Source organism: Pseudomonas sp. S2_B10, from assembly GCF_054668425.1.
Genome location: NZ_CP162768.1, coordinates 528674 through 547112 on the forward strand (window position 1 = coordinate 528674; position 18439 = coordinate 547112).

The 18439-nt window shown below is 59.1% G+C and carries 15 protein-coding genes; 6 read left to right on the plus strand and 9 right to left on the minus strand.

Annotation, left to right across the window (positions count from 1 at the left end):
* Positions 1-31 precede the first annotated feature (31 nt).
* Complete coding sequence (locus tag AB4O45_RS02200; RefSeq protein ID WP_041480840.1) at positions 32-895, plus strand: universal stress protein; 864 nt, start codon at positions 32-34, stop codon at positions 893-895.
* A gap of 71 nt (positions 896-966) precedes the next feature.
* Here AB4O45_RS02200 and AB4O45_RS02205 read toward each other — a convergent pair whose 3' ends face one another.
* On the minus strand, positions 967-1962 hold the full coding sequence (locus AB4O45_RS02205) for an IS110 family RNA-guided transposase (RefSeq protein ID WP_460066159.1): 996 nt from the start codon (positions 1960-1962) through the stop codon (positions 967-969).
* 301 nt (positions 1963-2263) lie between these two features.
* Positions 2264-2734: a DUF1289 domain-containing protein gene (locus AB4O45_RS02210; protein WP_024013275.1), complete on the minus strand. Its 471-nt coding sequence runs from the start codon at positions 2732-2734 to the stop codon at positions 2264-2266.
* 467 nt (positions 2735-3201) lie between these two features.
* On the opposite strand from AB4O45_RS02210, the gene acnB reads away from it, so the two are divergent.
* Complete coding sequence (gene acnB, locus AB4O45_RS02215; RefSeq protein ID WP_039763151.1) at positions 3202-5811, plus strand: bifunctional aconitate hydratase 2/2-methylisocitrate dehydratase; 2610 nt, start codon at positions 3202-3204, stop codon at positions 5809-5811.
* 191 nt (positions 5812-6002) lie between these two features.
* On the opposite strand, the gene AB4O45_RS02220 is transcribed toward acnB, so the two are convergent.
* The 3 genes from AB4O45_RS02220 to AB4O45_RS02230 form a co-directional block, all read right to left on the minus strand.
* Positions 6003-7283 carry an HAAAP family serine/threonine permease gene (locus AB4O45_RS02220; protein ID WP_095180251.1) on the minus strand — a complete coding sequence of 427 codons (1281 nt, stop codon included), beginning with the start codon at positions 7281-7283 and terminating at the stop codon, positions 6003-6005.
* Positions 7284-7537: 254 nt separating this feature from the next.
* Positions 7538-7708, minus strand: a complete 171-nt coding sequence (locus AB4O45_RS02225) for a hypothetical protein (RefSeq protein WP_177434191.1) — start codon at positions 7706-7708, stop codon at positions 7538-7540.
* A gap of 49 nt (positions 7709-7757) precedes the next feature.
* Complete coding sequence (locus AB4O45_RS02230) at positions 7758-7952, minus strand: FtsB/FtsL family cell division protein (protein WP_310216587.1); 195 nt, start codon at positions 7950-7952, stop codon at positions 7758-7760.
* 248 nt (positions 7953-8200) lie between these two features.
* On the opposite strand from AB4O45_RS02230, the gene AB4O45_RS02235 reads away from it, so the two are divergent.
* The 4 genes from AB4O45_RS02235 to AB4O45_RS02250 all read left to right on the plus strand — a co-directional run bounded on the left by AB4O45_RS02235 (position 8201) and on the right by AB4O45_RS02250 (position 11744).
* On the plus strand, positions 8201-8584 hold the full coding sequence (locus tag AB4O45_RS02235; RefSeq protein WP_252876491.1) for a tautomerase family protein: 384 nt from the start codon (positions 8201-8203) through the stop codon (positions 8582-8584).
* A gap of 155 nt (positions 8585-8739) precedes the next feature.
* Entirely contained in the window at positions 8740-9708 is a 969-nt protein-coding gene (locus tag AB4O45_RS02240) for a 2-hydroxyacid dehydrogenase (RefSeq protein ID WP_252876492.1), read from the plus strand.
* 163 nt (positions 9709-9871) lie between these two features.
* Positions 9872-10939, plus strand: coding sequence for a phosphotransferase family protein (locus AB4O45_RS02245; RefSeq protein ID WP_252867796.1), 1068 nt, complete (start codon positions 9872-9874; stop codon positions 10937-10939).
* Positions 10940-10976: 37 nt separating this feature from the next.
* Positions 10977-11744 (plus strand): SDR family oxidoreductase, encoded by a 768-nt coding sequence (locus AB4O45_RS02250; RefSeq protein WP_041480848.1) that lies wholly within the window; start codon positions 10977-10979, stop codon positions 11742-11744.
* 1082 nt (positions 11745-12826) lie between these two features.
* Here AB4O45_RS02250 and AB4O45_RS02255 read toward each other — a convergent pair.
* The 4 genes from AB4O45_RS02255 to AB4O45_RS02270 form a co-directional block, all read right to left on the minus strand.
* Positions 12827-13084 (minus strand): DUF1652 domain-containing protein, encoded by a 258-nt coding sequence (locus AB4O45_RS02255; RefSeq protein WP_123442222.1) that lies wholly within the window; start codon positions 13082-13084, stop codon positions 12827-12829.
* 140 nt (positions 13085-13224) lie between these two features.
* Positions 13225-14721, minus strand: a complete 1497-nt coding sequence (locus AB4O45_RS02260) for a helix-turn-helix transcriptional regulator (RefSeq protein WP_095180256.1) — start codon at positions 14719-14721, stop codon at positions 13225-13227.
* A gap of 201 nt (positions 14722-14922) precedes the next feature.
* Positions 14923-16206 carry a Zn-dependent hydrolase gene (locus AB4O45_RS02265; RefSeq protein WP_252886377.1) on the minus strand — a complete coding sequence of 428 codons (1284 nt, stop codon included), beginning with the start codon at positions 16204-16206 and terminating at the stop codon, positions 14923-14925.
* Between the two features lie 234 nt (positions 16207-16440).
* Positions 16441-17925, minus strand: coding sequence for an NCS1 family nucleobase:cation symporter-1 (locus AB4O45_RS02270; protein ID WP_460161015.1), 1485 nt, complete (start codon positions 17923-17925; stop codon positions 16441-16443).
* Positions 17926-18439 lie beyond the last annotated feature (514 nt).

Sequence of the window (18439 nt, forward strand, 5' to 3'; positions counted from 1 at the left end):
CCGTGCCTTTTCTTTGCTGGAGACTCCGCTCATGCAAGCCATTCGCAGCATTCTGGTGGTCATCGAACCTGAACATGCAGAAAGCCTGGCGCTCAAACGCGCCAAGCTGATCGCCGGTGTCACCCAGGCCCATCTGCATCTGCTGGTGTGTGACAAGAAGCATGACCACGCCGGCCTGCTCAGCGTGCTCAAGGCGGCGTTGCTTGCCGAAGGGTACAGCGTGACCACCGAACAGGCATGGAACGAGAGCCTGCACGAAACCATCATCGATGTGCAGCAGGCCGAGGGTTGCGGCCTGGTGATCAAACAGCATTTCCCCGACAGCTCGCTGAAAAAAGCCCTGCTGACCCCGGCCGACTGGAAGCTGCTGCGCCACTGCCCTACCCCGGTGCTGCTGGTAAAAACCGCCGGTTCGTGGAAGGACAAAGTGATCCTGGCTGCGGTCGATGTCGGCAATGCCGACGGTGAGCATCGGCATCTGCACAGCACCATCATTGATCACGGCTACGACATCGCCAGTCTGGCCAAGGCGCATCTGCATGTGATCACCGCGCATCCGTCGCCGATGCTCTCGGCGGCAGACCCGACGTTTCAGCTCAAATCGACCATAGAAGCCAAGTACCGCGAGCAGTGCCGGGCGTTTCAGGCGGAGTTCGATGTCGATGACGAGCACCTGCACATCGAGGAAGGCCCGGCAGATGTGCTGATCCCGTTCATGGCGCACAAGCTCCAGGCGGCGGTAACGGTAATTGGCACGGTAGCGCGCAGTGGTTTGTCAGGCGCGTTGATCGGCAATACGGCGGAAGCGGTGCTGGATACCCTGGAAAGCGATGTGCTGGTGCTCAAGCCGCAGGAGGTTGAGGATCATCTGGTGGAACTGGCCGTGAAACATTAAGAGCAAAAGATCGCAGCCTTCGGCAGCTCCTACAGGTAGAACGCATTCCCATGTAGATACTCTGTTCACGGTCAAGCTTTTTGGGTGTGTTTATCGCTAAAAAGCTTGGCTGTACTGAAGTCTTCGCCTGCCCGCATGCAGGCCCATAGTCCGGTCAGGTATTTGCGCATGACTGCGACAATAGCCTGCATCTTCCTCTTTCCTCGAGCCACCAAGGCTTCGTAAAACGCTTTAACGTTCGGGTCGCAACGTATGGCGGTCAGCGCAGGCATGTACATCGCTGATCGCAAATAGGCATTGCCGCCCTTACTTATCCGGCCGGGTTTATCAATGCTGGTGCCTGATTGCGTGAGTCGGACATCGAGTCCGGCATGGCGGCTGACCTGCGCTGACTTGAGCGTTACCGGTAAGGTCGTCAGTTCAGCCAGCGCCGCAAATACTGAGATCTCACCCATGCCAGGGGCGGCGATCATGTGGGCGAACTGGGCGCTCAACGTTGGGCAGTTGTCGATCAATGCACGACCCGCTAGTCGGAAACGCTCGATTCGTTTGTCAAAGGCGTTGATGGCTTCTTCTTCGTCTTCAATCAGCATCAGAAGAGTTGTTTGAGTGGCTTTTAGTGCATGCAGCTCGTTTTTGGCGCGGGTGCGATGACCCGTCAAACGATTGATGTGGCGACCGATAGCGCGTAGCTCAAGCTGTATTGAAGTGGGCGGCGTCCACAACCTTGGGCTCATGCGTTCGCCGTACTCAGCTAATAACTGGGCATCGATTGCGTCCGTTTTGCTGTTTTTCAGCATCAGTTTTGCAAAGTTGTGAAAACTCTTCGGATTGATAACCGAGACTGGCAAACCCGCCGCAGCGAGCTCCATGGCCAAGTCCAGATAGTAGATTCCTGTGGCTTCCATCACCACAGACATAGGCTTGAGCTCAAGCAATTTGCCGACAGCAGCTTTGCGCCCCGCCGGTGTCTGGTCGATATTGCACTGACCTGCAAAGCGGCCGCCATTGCGCCAGCCCATCGCTGTAGTGCGAGATCCCACATCCAAGCCGACGTGCATGTTCATGCTTTCAACTCCAAGAGAACTGAGTTAAAAATGCTTCCTGGTTCCCCTGACCTCGAACTTCATGCCACTGCAACCTTGTAATGCGAAGTCCGACTCGTCGGCTTCTCGATACTCTTCGTGGTGGGCAATGAGGCGGGGGGACCTCTCTACATACAAGGTCAGGAGCAAGTCCTGCCTTAAGGAGCGATCGGTCTCCCCCAGAAACACATCTTCGTATGTCGCACCAGCGAGCTTAGATCTCATTCATGCTGGTGTGTGGGGAACATACAAGGAGCTGCCGAAGGCTGCGATCTTTTGCTGTTCAGGCGCCAAAGGCGTCTTTGAGAAAGCCGGGGGCGATGTAGCGCTGATAATGCGCTTCCGACAGCAGGAAGAATTCCCGATCAATGGCATCGCGCAGTTCTGGCAGGTTCCAGTCGCGGAATTCCGGCAGCAACACCATCCCGTACGCCTCGAGATTAATGATCACCCGCGCCCCCCTGGCGATCAGCTGATAGGCCCAGCAATATTCCGACTGATGCGGTACGAAGCGGATCTTGCGCTGTTCGAGCTGCTCGCGCAGGCGCGCCGGATCGAAGATCTCGACTTTGCTCGCCATCACTTGTGACAGCAATTGCTCCAGACGCAGCCACACCGCGCGCTTTTCCTCCTCGTTGTATCCGTTCCAATGGATCACTTCGTGATGGAAACGCTTGCAGCCACGGCACACCAGGTCACCGTAAACGGTGGAGCAGAGGCCGACGCAGGGGGTCTTGATGGTCTGATTGGGCATAAATGGGCAGAACACTGAAACGCGGAACAGGCCGGCATGTTAGCCCTTTGTCGGGCATTGATCACCCCTCAAACAGCAAGGTCTCGCCAGCGTCGCAAGTTTGCTCCGGCCGCGCTGATTGCCACGAAAGTCCAATAGAGCGCGACTTACCTTTAAAATTTTTTTGCCGTAGAATCAGCCAGCCTTTTAAGGCGCCAATGTCCGTTAGAAGCTGTTTTCAAAGCGTCACGAGCACAGTCGTTCCTTCAGAGCGGTGTTGGCGAAGGGTTTTTCCAGCGGGGAAAAGTCCAACGCCAACCCTCATCAGCTCCCCGTTCTGCAGGCGTAAAACTTTGAAAGCAGCTTCTGTAAGGAATTGCCGGTAATTCTGGCCGAACGACCCACAACGTCGTGAGGCGCATGAGTACGGCAATTTCGGGATGAGCGTCCCGGACACCCATTTGGGACCACTGATGAGGGTAATAACTGTGCTTGAAGCCTACCGCAAACATATCGAAGAGCGTGCAGCCCTGGGTATCGTTCCCCAGCCGCTTAACGCCGAACAAACAGCAGGCCTGATCGAGCTGCTGAAGAACCCTCCGGCTGGCGAAGAAGCTTTCCTCGTTGACCTGATCACCAATCGCGTACCGCCTGGAGTGGACGAAGCCGCTTACGTCAAGGCCGGTTTCCTGTCTGCCCTGGCCAAGGGCGAAGCCACCTCCCCTCTGCTGGACAAGAAACGCGCTGTAGAACTGCTCGGCACCATGCAGGGCGGCTACAACATCGTCACCCTCGTTGAACTGCTGGACGACGCCGAGCTGGCGCCAGTCGCCGCCGAAGAACTCAAGCACACCCTGCTGATGTTCGACGCCTTCCACGACGTCGCCGAAAAAGCCAAGAACGGCAACGTTCACGCCAAGGCCGTGCTGCAATCCTGGGCTGACGGCGAGTGGTTCAAGAAGCGCCCGGTGCTGGCCGACAAGATCAGCCTGCGCGTATTCAAGGTCACCGGCGAAACCAACACCGACGACCTCTCCCCTGCGCCAGACGCCTGGTCGCGTCCTGATATCCCGCTGCACGCCCTGGCCATGCTGAAAATGGCCCGTGACGGCATCGTTCCGGACGAGCAAGGCAAGACCGGCCCGATGAAGCAGATCGAAGAAATGCGCGGCCAGGGCTTCCCGATCGCCTACGTCGGTGACGTGGTCGGTACCGGTTCCTCGCGTAAATCGGCCACCAACTCGGTGCTGTGGTTCTTCGGCGACGACATCCCGTACGTGCCGAACAAGCGCGCTGGCGGTTTCTGCTTCGGCAGCAAGATCGCTCCGATCTTCTACAACACCATGGAAGATGCCGGCGCCCTGCCAATCGAGTTCGACGTGTCGAACATGAACATGGGCGACGTGATCGACCTGTACCCGCACGCTGGCAAAGTCTGCAAGCACGGTACCGACGAAGTCATCACCACTTTCGAAATGAAAACCCCGGTGCTGCTGGACGAAGTCCGTGCCGGCGGTCGTATCCCGCTGATCATCGGCCGTGGCCTGACCGAGAAGGCTCGCGCCGAATTGGGTCTGCCGCCGTTCGACCTGTTCAAGAAGCCGGAAGCTCCGGCTGAAAGCACCAAGGGTTTCACCCTGGCGCAGAAAATGGTCGGCAAGGCTTGCGGTCTGGCAGAAGGCCAGGGCGTGCGTCCTGGCACCTACTGCGAACCGAAGATGACCACCGTGGGTTCTCAGGACACCACCGGTCCAATGACCCGTGACGAACTGAAAGACCTGGCGTGCCTGGGCTTCTCCGCTGATCTGGTGATGCAGTCGTTCTGCCACACCGCGGCTTATCCAAAGCCGATCGACGTGACCACCCACCACACCCTGCCTGACTTCATCATGACCCGCGGCGGCGTTTCCCTGCGTCCGGGCGACGGCATCATCCACTCGTGGCTGAACCGCATGCTGCTGCCGGACACCGTCGGTACCGGTGGTGACTCGCACACCCGTTTCCCGATGGGCATCTCGTTCCCGGCCGGTTCCGGTCTGGTCGCGTTCGCCGCTGCCACTGGCGTCATGCCGCTGGACATGCCGGAATCGATCCTGGTGCGTTTCAAAGGCAAGATGAAACCTGGCATCACCCTGCGTGACCTGGTTCATGCCATTCCGTACTTCGCTATCCAGAACGGTCTGCTGACCGTCGAGAAGAAAGGCAAGAAAAACGCCTTCTCCGGCCGCATCCTGGAAATCGAAGGTCTGGAAGGTCTGACCCTGGAGCAGGCGTTCGAACTGTCCGACGCCTCGGCCGAACGTTCGGCTGCCGGTTGCACCATCAAGCTGTCGAAAGAGTCGATCACCGAGTACCTGCAGTCCAACATCACCCTGCTGCGCTGGATGATCGGCGAAGGCTACGGCGATGCGCGTACCCTGGAACGTCGTGCTCAAGCGATGGAAGCCTGGATCGCCAATCCTGAGCTGATGGAAGCCGATGCCGACGCCGAATACGCCGAAGTCATCGAAATCGATCTGGCCGAGATCAACGAGCCTGTGCTCTGCGCGCCGAACGATCCGGACGACGCCCGTCTGCTGTCCAGCGTTGCTGGCGAGAAAATCGACGAAGTGTTCATCGGTTCGTGCATGACCAACATCGGTCACTTCCGCGCTGCCGGTAAACTGCTGGATCAGGTCAAGGGTCAGCTGCCAACCCGTCTGTGGCTGTCGCCGCCGACCAAGATGGACGCTCACCAACTGACCGAAGAAGGCTACTACGGCATCTACGGCAAGGCTGGCGCTCGCATGGAAATGCCAGGCTGCTCGCTGTGCATGGGTAACCAGGCACGCGTTGAGCCGAACAGCACCGTGGTCTCGACGTCGACCCGTAACTTCCCGAACCGTCTGGGCGACGGCGCGAACGTCTACCTGGCCTCGGCCGAGCTCGCGTCCGTTGCTTCGATCCTGGGTCGCCTGCCGACCGTCGAGGAGTACATGGAATACGCTGGCAAGATCGACAGCATGGCGGCCGATGTCTACCGCTACCTGTCCTTCGACCAGATCGCCGAGTTCCGTGAAGCTGCTGCGAACGCCAAGATCCCGGTCGTTCAAGCCTAACGCTGCAAGGCCATAAAAAACGCCGCCCATCGTGAGATGAGCGGCGTTTTTTTATGCCTGCCGGGCAAGCATTCTGATCGTTCCCACGCTCTGCGTTGGAACGCAGCCCCGGACGCTCTGCGTCCCCAAGCGTGACGCAGAGCGTCACAAGAGGCATTCCCACGCAGAGCGTGGGAACGATCAGTGACAGGTCAGACAGCCAGCTTGTAAACCAGCGCCGAAATCGCCACCAGTCCCACCGCGGTAACAAACACGTTCGACGCCTGACCGCGATAGCGCGCCATCGCTGGCACCTTGCGAATCGCGTACATCGGCATCAGGAACAGAATCGCCGCAATCACCGGCCCACCGACCGTTTCGATCATGCCCAGGATGCTCGGATCAAGCGTTGCGACGATCCAGCAGATCACCAGCATGAACGCCGCCACGATGCGATCCAGCGCCTTGGCGCCCGGACGTTTGCCGCTCTTGACGATCAGGCCCTTGAGGCCTTCGCTGGCCCCGATGTAATGACCGAGGAACGACTTGGAGATCGCCACAAACGCAATCAACGGCGCCGCAAACTCGATGGTCGGGTTGCTGAAGTGGTTGGCCAGGTACGACAGGATCGACAGATTCTGCTCTTTTGCCTCAGCCAGTTGCTCTGGCGACAGGGTCAGCACGCAACTGAATACGAAGAACAGCACCAAAATGACCATCAATGCATGAGCGCGCGCGAGGATCTGCGAGCTGCGCTCGTCAGCATGCACACCGTAACGACGCTTCTGATCCATCGCGAACGCCGAGATAATCGGCGAATGGTTGAACGAGAACACCATCACCGTAATCGCCAGCCACAGCGTGTGCAGCAGCGCTGACGGCGCCGGCACTTGCGCGGCGGTGGCGAGGATGCCGCCGTTCCAGTGCGGAATCAGGTACACGGCGAGGAACAGCAGCGCAACGATGAACGGATAGACCATCAGGCTCATGGCCTTGACGATCGCCTGCTCGCCGCAACGCACGACGGCCAGCAGGCCGAGAATCAGCACGAACGAGAGCAGCGCGCGCGGTGGCGGCGTGATGTGCAGTTGGTGTTCGAGGAAACTGGCGACCGTGTTGGTCAGGCCGACGCTGTAGATCAGCAGGATCGGGAAGATGGCAAAGAAGTACAGCAGCGTGATCAAGGCACCGGCCTTGATACCGAAATGCTGCTCGACCACTTCGGTGATATCGGCGCCTTCGCGACCGGACAGCACAAAACGGGTCAGGCCACGGTGCGCGTAAAACGTCATCGGGAAGGCCAGCAGCGCGAGGATCACCAGCGGCCAGAAGCCACCCAATCCTGCGTTGATCGGCAAAAACAGGGTGCCGGCGCCAATGGCCGTCCCAAACAGTCCCAGCATCCAGGTGGTGTCCTGGCGATTCCAGCTCGAAAGTTCAGCGGGTGCTGCTGCGTCGAAGCGCTTTTCGAGGCTATTGGCCTGATCATTCATCCGGTCGGATCTCCGCATTCCGGTCACTTGCCACTCGGTCAGGACGCGTCGGAAAAAACCGACAGACATGCTCCGGCCGAAACAGGGGCGCGATTCTCCGTGATAAATCAATGCAAGCAAAGACTTAGCTGAGGAATGGTTGTGCGGAGCAGATCCAAGGATGGTCGTTTATAGAAAAAACAAGGTCGTTTATGGATACGTCGGATGCCGCAAACGGATACGTTTTGCACCCACCCATGCGTCATCGAATGCGCCTAGAGCGATATGCCGAGCATGAAACCCAATAAAACGCAGTACAGCCCGAAGCCGAAAAGCAACCAGAGCTTGCCATTTTCGCGCTTGTCTCTATTGCGCAACGCTTCGTCATATTCTGCGAACTCTCGCTCAATTTGCTCCAGTCGTGCCTTACGGTCATATGTGCTCATACTGATTAACCTTTGAATAATGCGCCTGACGGTCGTGAAGCATGAAGACTCACAACTTGAAGAAAAACCCTGCCACTGCGGTGATTGCAGTCAAGACTCCACCAAACACTGCAATTGGATAGAGCTTCGTCTCCCTTGATAACTTTTTCTCTTCAACCTGAAGCTTTTTCCATTCAGCCACGAGTTTCCTTGATTCGTTTTCCAGCCTGTCTAGCTCCAGATTTTCGCGATCGTTATGGAACATTTGCCCTCCTTGGCTGCTGGCGGATCGGTGTCAGCATTTGCATGCACATCGACGGCTATCGTCATGCCCTTATCATCAAACTGTTCCATTCACGCTGACCAGCAGACGCATCTGCCATCCCCGTAGGCAAAATCCGCGATTCACGTAAGCCTCCTCATACGAGTGGTCCGCAATATTCCAGACCAACTACCTGCCAGAACTCCGCCATTGATCTAGCGTGAGAGAAGCCATAACCCAAGGAGCCTCCCATGCCACTGGTCCGCGTCGACATCCAGCAAAACCCAGACCCCACTTTCGCCAGGCGCATCGGCGAACAGATCTACGCCGCCCTGCGCACCTGTATCGATGTGCCCGAGCACGACAACTTCCAGATTCTCAACGAGCACGACGGCCAGCACTTCGTGTACGACCCGCAATACCTCGGCATCGAGCGCAGCGACGGCGTGGTGTTCATCCAGATCACCATCAGCGAAGGGCGCAGCGTGGAAAAGAAACAATTGCTGTTCAAGACCATTGCCGAGAGCCTGCATGCGCAACTGGGTATTCGCCTGGAGGATGTGTTCATCAATCTGCTGGAGGTAAAGAAAGAGAACTGGTCGTTTGGCAACGGCATTGCGCAATACGTCAGCTGATTCGCAGCGCCCATGCCTGCGTACTTGCTTGTTCCACGAACCCGTCCAGAATCAAAGCACCACTGCGTGAATGCAACGATTGCCAAGCCGCTGCGGATTCAGCACTCTGAGTCGACTTTCGCGACCCACCCGCCGCCAATCACAGGAGCCGCGCAATGCCCGCAACCGTTCTGGTACTGGTTGAAACGATCAATGACTATCTGCCGATTCTTGAGCATCAGGGATTCCACCTGATCCTCGCACCAACGCCAGCCGAACGTGCGCAAGCCATCGCCACCCATGGCAGCCGCATTGATGCCGTGCTCACTCGCGGCCCACTGGGCCTGACTGCGCAAGAGATCAGCGCCCTGCCCGCCCTGAAAATCATCACGGTGATCGGCGCCGGTTATGAACAGGTCGATCTGCAAGCGGCCAGTGACCGTGGGATCACCGTCACCAATGGCGCCGGAGTCAACGCCTCGTCAGTGGCCGATCATGCGATGGCGTTGCTGCTGGCATTGGTCCGCGATATCCCGCGCTGCGATGCAGCCGTGCGCCGCGGTGAATGGCCGAAAATCATGCGCCCGTCGCTGGCCGGCAAGCGTCTGGGCATCCTCGGGCTGGGCGCAGTGGGCATGGCGATTGCCAAACGTGCGGAGCTCGGGTTCGACATGCAGGTCAGCTACCACAGCCGCCAGGTGCGCAGCGAAGTCGCTTATGCGTTCTGCTCGACACCCACCGATCTGGCGCGAGCCTCGGACTTTCTGGTCGTTGCCACGCCCGGTGGCATTGCTACACAACATCTGGTGACGCGAGCTGTGCTCGATGCGCTCGGCCCCAAGGGTTTTATCGTCAACATCGCCCGCGCCAGCGTTATCGCAACGGCAGACCTGATCACCGCACTTGAGCAACGTCGTATCGCCGGCGCTGCACTGGACGTGTTCGATCACGAACCGGAAGTGCCTGATGCCCTGAAACACCTCAGCAACGTTGTGCTGACTCCCCACGTCGCTGGGCTTTCCCCCGAAGCCACGCAAGGCACCGTTGAACTGGTGGGGAAAAACCTGATGGCGTTTTTCTCCGGGCAACCGGTGCTGACTCCCGTCGCCTTGCCGCCCAAGTTGAACAACCAGCGCGTGCATTAACGCGCGTGGCATCGTCGAACCGCGCCGATCTTTGCCCCATTCTCAAAGTTGATTATCCAGCAACACGCTAACCTATAAGACCGACCCGCGCTTGTGAGCACCCGAGCGCGCCATTAGATTAGCCAATGATGTCTGGCCTCCAAAATAAGCAGAAGGGATAAGCATGGCGCTTACTGACCAGTCCACCCGGATCCGCGCGGGCGAAGAACTCGATGCCAGCCTGATCGATCCGTACCTCAAGGCGCACATTCCCGGCCTGACCGGCACGCCGCAGATCAGCCAGTTTCCTGGCGGCGCGTCGAACCTGACCTACCTGCTGGAATACCCCGAGCAAGAATTCGTTCTGCGCCGTCCGCCGTTTGGCCACAAAGCCAAATCCGCCCACGACATGGGCCGTGAGTTCCGCATTCTCAACCAACTGCGCGAGGGCTTTCCGTATTGCCCGAAGGCCTACGTGCATTGCACCGACGAAGCCGTTATCGGCGCCGAGTTCTATGTGATGGAACGGGTCAAGGGCATCATCCTGCGCGCTGAGTTGCCGCCGGAGTTGGGCCTCGATTCGGCGAAAACCGAAGCGCTGTGCAAAAGCTTCATCGACCGATTCGTCGAACTGCATCGGGTCGATTACAACGCCTGCGGCCTCGGCGATCTGGGCAAGCCTGAAGGCTACGTCGCCCGGCAGATCAAGGGCTGGAGCGAGCGCTACGAAAAAGCCCTGACCCCGGACGCGCCGCACTGGGAAGCGGTCAAAGCCTGGCTCAACGACAAGATGCCGGCCGACCACCCGACGTCGAGCATCGTCCACAACGACTACCGCTTCGACAACGTCATTCTCGACCCGGCCAATCCGATGCAAATTATCGGCGTGCTCGACTGGGAACTGACCACCCTCGGCGACCCGCTGATGGACCTGGGCAACACCCTCGCCTACTGGATCGAAGCCGGCGACCCGGCACCGGTGCAACTGATGCGCCGCCAGCCAAGCCACGCGCCGGGCATGCTGACCCGCCGCGAATTCGTCGACTACTACGCCGAGCGCTCGGGCATCCGCATCGACAATTTCGACTTCTACTACACCTACGGCCTGTTCCGCCTGGCCGGCATCGTGCAGCAGATCTACTACCGCTTCTACCATGGCCAGACACAGGACAAACGCTTCGCGCAGTTCATTCACATGAACAAACTGCTGGAGCAGATGAGCCTGCAGGTCATTCAGAAATCCAGCCTCTGATCCGGGCCAATAACAAGACTTTCAACAAGGGAAACCCATGTCCAAGACTCAGTTGTTCGACCTCGACGGCAAAATCGCTTTCGTCTCCGGCGCCAGCCGTGGCATCGGTGAAGCCATCGCCAAACTGCTGGCCCAGCAAGGCGCCCACGTGATCGTCTCGAGCCGCAAGCTCGAAGGCTGCCAACACGTCGCCGACGCCATCATCGCCGCCGGCGGCAAGGCGACAGCCGTGGCCTGCCACATCGGTGAGATGGAGCAGATCAGCCAGGTCTTCGCCGGGATCAAGGAACAATTCGGCCGCCTCGACATCCTGGTCAACAACGCCGCGACCAACCCGCAATTCTGCAACGTGCTGGACACCGATCTGGGGGCGTTCCAGAAGACCGTCGATGTGAACATTCGCGGCTACTTCTTCATGTCGGTCGAAGCCGGCAAGCTCATGCGCGAAAACGGTGGCGGCAGCATCATCAACGTCGCGTCGATCAACGGCATCTCGCCGGGCATCTTCCAAGGCATCTATTCGGTAACCAAAGCGGCGGTCATCAACATGACCAAAGTCTTCGCCAAGGAATGCGCGCAATTCGGCATCCGCTGCAACGCCCTGCTCCCCGGCCTGACCGACACCAAATTCGCCTCGGCGCTCGTCAAGAACGATGCGATTCTGAAACAGGCACTGACCCAGATCCCGCTCAAACGCGTAGCCGATCCAAGCGAAATGGCCGGCGCGGTGCTGTACCTGGCCAGCGATGCGTCGAGCTACACCACTGGCGTGGCGCTGAATGTGGATGGCGGGTTCCTGTCCTGATATCCAGGGCAAATTGCTAACCCGTGTGGGAGCGAGCCTGCTCGCGAAGGCGTTGTGTCAGTCAGCTATGTTTTGACTGATACCACGCATTCGCGAGCAGGCTCGCTCCCACAGGGGCGGTGCCGAAATCCAGAACTCCTGCATCCGCGGGATTGGCCGGCTTATTGGGTTATGCAACGCGTAGTGGTGATGTGACGCGTCACCTGCCCATCCACATACACATCCCCGGCAACCTCAGTATTTTCCAGCACCTCACACCGACGTTCCGGCGGTGGCGGCGGCGCGACAGGCGCAGGGGGTGGAGGACTGGCACAACCGGCCAACAGCACAGCAAGAAAAGCCAACGGCAATACGCGTTTCCCAGGATTATTCATAGGACGACCCGCGGTAAAGAGAGACAAACTCCCGCAACCCAACCGGCCACGGAAGACCTGACCACTCATTCTTTATAGCTGAGCGCCTTGTTAGCGCCAGTGGATTGGGGAGATTGGCTGGGATTGGCTGTCGGTTTTGCGGGGATTGTCCGGCAGAGGGCTGGATTGAGATGATGGTTGTCGGCGAGAGCCTCATCGCGAGCAGGCTCACTCCCACAGGTTTGATCGAGTGAGTTCAGTAACAACCAGGTCGGCTGTCAGGCCGCCTTCGCGAGCAGGCTCGCTCCCACAGAAAATCAAAATCAAAATCAAAAGATCGCAGCCTTCGGCAGCTCCTACACACGATGCGCGTTAGCTCGAGTACCGCTTTTGATCTTGATCTTGGAGCCCGTCGGCAGGCTGAGTGGAGGGATTGATCCGGGCGTGGGAGCGCAGCGACCGTACGACGCAGTCGTACACAGCGAGTGTAGGTGCAGCGAAGCAAACCGGAGCCGCTGCGCCAGGATCGATCCCGGAGCGAAGGAACCCCGAGCCTCAGCGAGCGGGCCGAACGTCAGGGCGAAGACCTTTTGGTTCCTTTTGGGGCGTTTGCCAAAAGGGACTCGCCGTAAGGACGAAACCGCCAGCCGCAACACCCAAAAAAACAGATATACACCCACCCCCCCCCAGAGCATGGCCGGCCCAAAGGCCGCCAAGACCAAAGCGCGCTTAAGCCAAATCCGGATCCCGCGAAGAACGCAAGGAATTGCTCTCAAGCTCATACCGCAACTCCCCCACCAACGCCTCGACCGCCCCGGGCGTACGCAGCGAAGCCAGATCCAGCCCACTGATCACCAGATCCACCTGCCCCGAATCCCGGTGATACAACTTGACCGTCAGCGAATGATCACCATCCACCGAACACTCACAAGCCAGCGGCGCAAAACTGTGCTCGAGCCGAGCGCGCAACTGCGCAAGATTCATCATTGACGTTGTTCCTATGACTGTTTCAAAAGGGGCACGATCGCAGGCCCGAAATGGCCCACACCGCACCCCACCAGCCTAAGAACACAACGCCTTGGCCAATACATGAATTTGCACCCTTGTAATTAGTGCATTTGCACCCCTCAGCGCTGGCCCTTGGTGCCCCACTCTCCCGAAAACAAACCGCGCTCTCGAGCCCAGACGATCGCCTCGCTGCGGCTATGCACATCAATTTTCGAGTACACGGTGGCCACATGATTGCGCACGGTATTGGGCGCCAGCTTCAACCGCGCAGCGATCTCCTTGTCTGCCAGACCTTCACAGATCAAGCCCAGGACATCGCGCTCACGGGCCGTCAGGTCAGTGAATGAGGCACTGGGCAGCTGCGGCGAGTTGATCTTCTTCACGTTGGCCAGCTTCTCGATCAGCGTTCGGCTGAACCACGACGCATCCTTCATCACCTCTTCAATCGCCGCGACCAGCTCAAGCTCAGTGCGCTTGCGCTCGGTCATGTCCATCAACACCAGCAGATAGCAGGACGTATCATGGATATTAACCGTGTCAGCCGAGACCGCACACTCCAGCAACTCCTCGTCCTTCTTGCGCACGGGCACGTCGACCCGATCGACCCGACCGTTCTTCGCCAGCGCCGACAGCAGGCGCGTGCGCGCGCTGTCATCGTGGATGAAGCTCAATTGCGTCACGGTTTTGCCGAGTACGTCATCGCTGTCATAGGCCAGGGTATCGAGGAACGCCTGATTGACATCGATGACCTCCTGCTTATCAGCGGTGCAGATCAAAATCGGTACCGGCGTCAGACGAAAAGCCTTGGCAAAGCGCTCCTCGCTCTGACGCAAGGCCACTTCGACCCGGCGCCGAGGCTCCATGTCGACGAAGGAGAACAGCATGCAATTCTCGTCATTGAGCAGCAGCGGCTGACCGGCAACGATCACCTGTTTACTGCCACCGTCCGGGAGGCGCAGTTCTGCCTGCATCTGCGGAATGGTCGCGACATCGCGCAAACGCTGAACAGCCAGATCGCGCTGATCCGCCTGCTCGAAGATATCGATTTCGTAAGCCGAAGTGCCGATCACCTGATCGCGGGTATAGCCGGTCATTTCCAGAAAGCCCGGGTTGACCTTGATGTAACGCAAATCGCTGAGTCGGCAGATCACTGCCGGCGCAGGGTTGGCATTGAAGGTTTTTTCGAAACGCAGCTCAGCGTTGGCCCAATCGGTGACGTCGCTCATGATCAGCACCAGCGACTCGGGCTGGCCGACGCGGTCGGTCAGCACCATGCTGCGCACACTGTGCACCCAGACCCGCTCCGGGTCGTCCACGGACGAAACTTCAATCAGCACATCATTGAACGCCTCGCAGCGGGCGACGCGGCTGATCGGGTAGTTGTCCGGCGGCAAGACATGATTATTGCGATAGCGCAGCGTGAAGCGTCTGGCGTACTCGTCGGCGTTACTGCCCAGATCACCGATGGTGCTGACACCGTGCATGGTCAGCGCCGCTTCGTTGGCCCAGAGAATGCTTTTGTCGAGTTCCAGCAGAATCACCCCGTCCGACAGCCCGGCAATGATCTGCTGCAACTGGCGACGGTTGGTTTCGGTGGTCAGGACTTCCTGGCTCATTGGATCTCCACACTGTGATGCGGCTAGGTGAAGAGTACGACCGCGGCGGCTCGGGATCGTGCCACAACCCCAAAATCGCCAAAAACCCCCTGTGGGAGCGAGCCTGCTCGCGAAAGCGCTGGGTCAGACAGACCATTCGGTGGCTGACCCGGCGCATTCGCGAGCACGCTCGCTCCCACAGGTTTACTGGGTGTGTTTACCTTAGGCGGCACGCTCGCTGGCCGCCACCATCGCCGACGCCGCGAGCATCGCCCGCAACAACACCGCGCACCCCGCTGCCAGATCATCCGGCGCGGCATTCTCGATTTCGTTGTGGCTGATCCCGCCCTCGCATGGCACAAAAATCATTCCCGCCGGGCCGAGCTCGGCGAGGAAAATCGCGTCATGCCCGGCGCCACTGACGATGTCCATGTGCGACAGACCCAGCCCTTTCGCTGCGCCGCGCACCGCTTCCACGCAGCCCTTTTCGAAGTACAGCGGCGGGAAGTCGGCGGTCGGGGTCAATTCGTAAGAAAGGCCGTGCTCTTCGCAGGTCGCCTCGATCACTTGTTTCACTTCGGCAATCATCGAATCCAGCCGCGCCGGCTCCAGGTGGCGAAAATCCAGAGTCATGCGCACTTCGCCGGGAATCACGTTGCGCGAGCCGGGATAGGCTTGCAGGCAGCCGACCGTGCCACAGGCGTGGGGCTGATGGCCGAGGGCGGCGCGGTTGACGGCGCCGACGATCACCGAGGCACCGACCAGGGCGTCCTTGCGCAGGTGCATCGGCGTCGGGCCGGCGTGGGCTTCGACGCCGCGCAATTTCAGGTCGAACCACTTCTGCCCGAGCGCGCCGAGTACCACGCCGATGGTTTTCTCTTCGTCCTCGAGAATCGGGCCTTGTTCGATGTGCGCTTCGAAATACGCGCCAACCGCGTGCCCGCTAACCTTGCGCGGGCCGGCGTAGCCGATCGCATTCAGTGCTTCGCCGACGGTGACGCCGTCGGCATCGACCTTGGCGAGGGTTTCTTCGAGGGTGAATTTCTCGGCGAAGACCCCTGAGCCCATCATGCACGGGGCGAAGCGTGAGCCCTCTTCGTTGGTCCAGACCACCACTTCCAGCGGCGCTTCGGTTTCCACGCCGAGGTCGTTGAGGGTGCGCAGCACTTCGACGCCGGCGAGCACGCCGAAGCAGCCGTCGAACTTGCCGCCGGTGGGCTGGGTGTCGATGTGGCTGCCGGTCATGACCGGCGGCAGGTTCGGGTTGCGCCCGGCACGCCGGGCGAAAATGTTGCCGACGGCATCGACCGTGACGTTGCAACCGGCGTCCTTGCACCACTGCACGAACAGGTCGCGCGCCTGGCGGTCGAGGTCGGTCAGGGCCAGGCGACAGACGCCGCCCTTGACCGTGGCGCCGAGTTTCGCCAGTTCCATGAGCGAGGCCCAGAGGCGATCGCGGTTGATGTGCTGATGGGTGGATTGCAGAACGTCGACGGCTGCGTTCATGGGGATCTCCTCAATGCTGATGCCGATAGTGCCCATGCTCTGCGTGGGCATTCATCCATGGACGCTCTGCGTCCGCTGTTGGGACGCGGAGCGTCCCAGGCTGCATTCCCACGCAGAGCGTGGGAACGATCAGTTTCGGCGGTGTATGGAGCATCGCCTTCGCGAGCAGGCTCGCTCCCACAGTGAGAATGCATTTCCAATGTGGGAGCGAGCCTGCTCGCGAAAAGGCCTTGCTCACACCGCTGTTTTCACGACCGAAGGCTGCGCCCGCATCACGCACAACCCGTAATAAATAATTCCGCCCAACGCCGAGCCGGTGAACCAGCCATAGCTGTAGAACCAGCTGAACGCGTCGCTGCCCAGCGACAGCAGAGTCAGCGCCACCGGCACGCCAAAGGCGAGAAAACCGGCCCAGTTCCACGCCGGATACACGTCATCGCGGTACAGCCCGGCGAGGTCCAGTCGCTGTTTCTTGATCAGGAAATAATCCACCACCATGATCCCGGCGATCGGCCCGAGCAGGCTCGAGTAGCCCAGCAGCCAGTTTGAGTACACGGTTTCCAGGCTGATGTCGGAAACGATCAGGCCAAGCTTTTTCAGCAGTTCATGGCCCATCAGCACCAGCCCGACCAGACCGGTGAGCAACACCGCTTTGGTGCGGTTGATCACCTTCGGCGCGATGTTCTGAAAGTCATTGGTCGGCGAGACGATATTGGCGGCGGTGTTGGTCGACAGTGTGGCAACGATGATCAACGCCATGGCCACAGCGACCCACACCGGGCTCTGGATATGGCCTATCAGCGTGACCGGGTCGGACACGGTGACGCCGACCAGTTTCACCGATGCGGCGGTCATCACCACGCCCAGCGCAGCGAAGAGAAACATGGTCAGCGGCAGACCGAAAATCTGCCCGAGGATCTGATCCTTCTGGCTCTTGGCGTAGCGACTGAAGTCGGGAATATTCAGCGACAGCGTGGCCCAGAAGCCGACCATTGCCGTCAGCCCTGCCGCGAAATAACTGACCACGCTGGCGCCTTCCGGACGCTTGGGCGGGATCGCCAGCAATTCAGTCATCGACACATTGGGCATCGCCCACACCAGCAGGCCAATGCCCACCGCCACCAACAACGGCGCCGACAAGGTTTCCAGCCATTTGATCGACTCGGCGCCGCGAATCACCACCCACAGATTCAGCGCCCAGAACACCATGAAACCGATGACCTCGCCGGTTCCGCCGAGGGATTTCCAGCCCTCGAACACCGAGCCGAGGAACAGGTGAATCGCCAGTCCGCCGAACATGGTCTGGATGCCGAACCAGCCACACGCCACCAACGCGCGGATCAGGCACGGCACGTTGGAGCCGAGAATGCCGAACGACGAACGCAGCAGCACCGGAAACGGAATGCCGTATTTGGTGCCCGGGAAGGCGTTGAGGGTCAGCGGAATCAACACAATGACGTTGGCAAACAGAATCGCCAATAGCGCTTCGCCGACGCTCAAGCCGAAATACGCGGTGAGCACGCCGCCGAGGGTGTAGGTCGGCACGCAAATCGACATCCCGACCCACAGCGCGGTGATGTGCCATTTGTTCCAGGTGCGTTCACGCACCTTGGTCGGTGCCATGTCGTGGTTGTAACGGGGGCTGTCGAGGACGTCACTGCCGGCTTCGAGCTCGAACAAGCCGTCGCGCTCGGTCACTTGTGATCTGATCTGTTGCATGGCCGCTCCACTGTTCTTCTGATTATTTTTTGCTCATCAGGCGGTTGGCGCGCACGACGCCAGCCGGACGATGGCCGGAGGAACTGACAACTTTCATGCACCGGCCATGGTGTCAGCGGCGGCATCAATAAACGTGCCGATTCTCGCGCTGAACGCTTGGGCGGTGCACTGGACGCTTTGCAACTTTCTGATATTCATCAGTTTTAATTGAATATTCGATGAGTCCGGGAAAACTTGTCTGAACGCTCAGGCTAAACGTCGGGCAAGTTGTCCGAAGTGTCAGGACTCAAACTGGTGCACTGCATTTATTTTTGTCGGTGAACCCGCAACCGCAGCACAACTTCAAGCGGCTGATTTCACATAGGAAATCTTGCTCATATTTCCATCCTGTCAAGTGCGTCAAAATGGTGAGCGCCCTACCCATTTTGGTGATTTCTCGTTTTTATCTTTATTTATCAATAGCTTGAAACAGCTATAAGCTTATAAAAAATATTCTTGATCATTCTTGAAATCG

Bases quoted from the DNA above. Each gene is read 5' to 3' on its own strand.
- AB4O45_RS02235 (WP_252876491.1), top strand. From the start codon at position 8,201: ATGCCACTGGTCCGCGTCGACATCCAGCAAAACCCAGACCCCACTTTC.
- AB4O45_RS02210 (WP_024013275.1), bottom strand. From the start codon at position 2,734: ATGCCCAATCAGACCATCAAGACCCCCTGCGTCGGCCTCTGCTCCACC.
- AB4O45_RS02255 (WP_123442222.1), bottom strand. From the start codon at position 13,084: ATGATGAATCTTGCGCAGTTGCGCGCTCGGCTCGAGCACAGTTTTGCG.
- AB4O45_RS02225 (WP_177434191.1), bottom strand. From the start codon at position 7,708: ATGAGCACATATGACCGTAAGGCACGACTGGAGCAAATTGAGCGAGAG.
- AB4O45_RS02200 (WP_041480840.1), top strand. From the start codon at position 32: ATGCAAGCCATTCGCAGCATTCTGGTGGTCATCGAACCTGAACATGCA.
- AB4O45_RS02250 (WP_041480848.1), top strand. From the start codon at position 10,977: ATGTCCAAGACTCAGTTGTTCGACCTCGACGGCAAAATCGCTTTCGTC.
- AB4O45_RS02240 (WP_252876492.1), top strand. From the start codon at position 8,740: ATGCCCGCAACCGTTCTGGTACTGGTTGAAACGATCAATGACTATCTG.
- AB4O45_RS02260 (WP_095180256.1), bottom strand. From the start codon at position 14,721: ATGAGCCAGGAAGTCCTGACCACCGAAACCAACCGTCGCCAGTTGCAG.
- AB4O45_RS02270 (WP_460161015.1), bottom strand. From the start codon at position 17,925: ATGCAACAGATCAGATCACAAGTGACCGAGCGCGACGGCTTGTTCGAG.
- AB4O45_RS02205 (WP_460066159.1), bottom strand. From the start codon at position 1,962: ATGAACATGCACGTCGGCTTGGATGTGGGATCTCGCACTACAGCGATG.
- AB4O45_RS02245 (WP_252867796.1), top strand. From the start codon at position 9,872: ATGGCGCTTACTGACCAGTCCACCCGGATCCGCGCGGGCGAAGAACTC.
- AB4O45_RS02220 (WP_095180251.1), bottom strand. From the start codon at position 7,283: ATGAATGATCAGGCCAATAGCCTCGAAAAGCGCTTCGACGCAGCAGCA.
- AB4O45_RS02265 (WP_252886377.1), bottom strand. From the start codon at position 16,206: ATGAACGCAGCCGTCGACGTTCTGCAATCCACCCATCAGCACATCAAC.
- AB4O45_RS02230 (WP_310216587.1), bottom strand. From the start codon at position 7,952: ATGTTCCATAACGATCGCGAAAATCTGGAGCTAGACAGGCTGGAAAAC.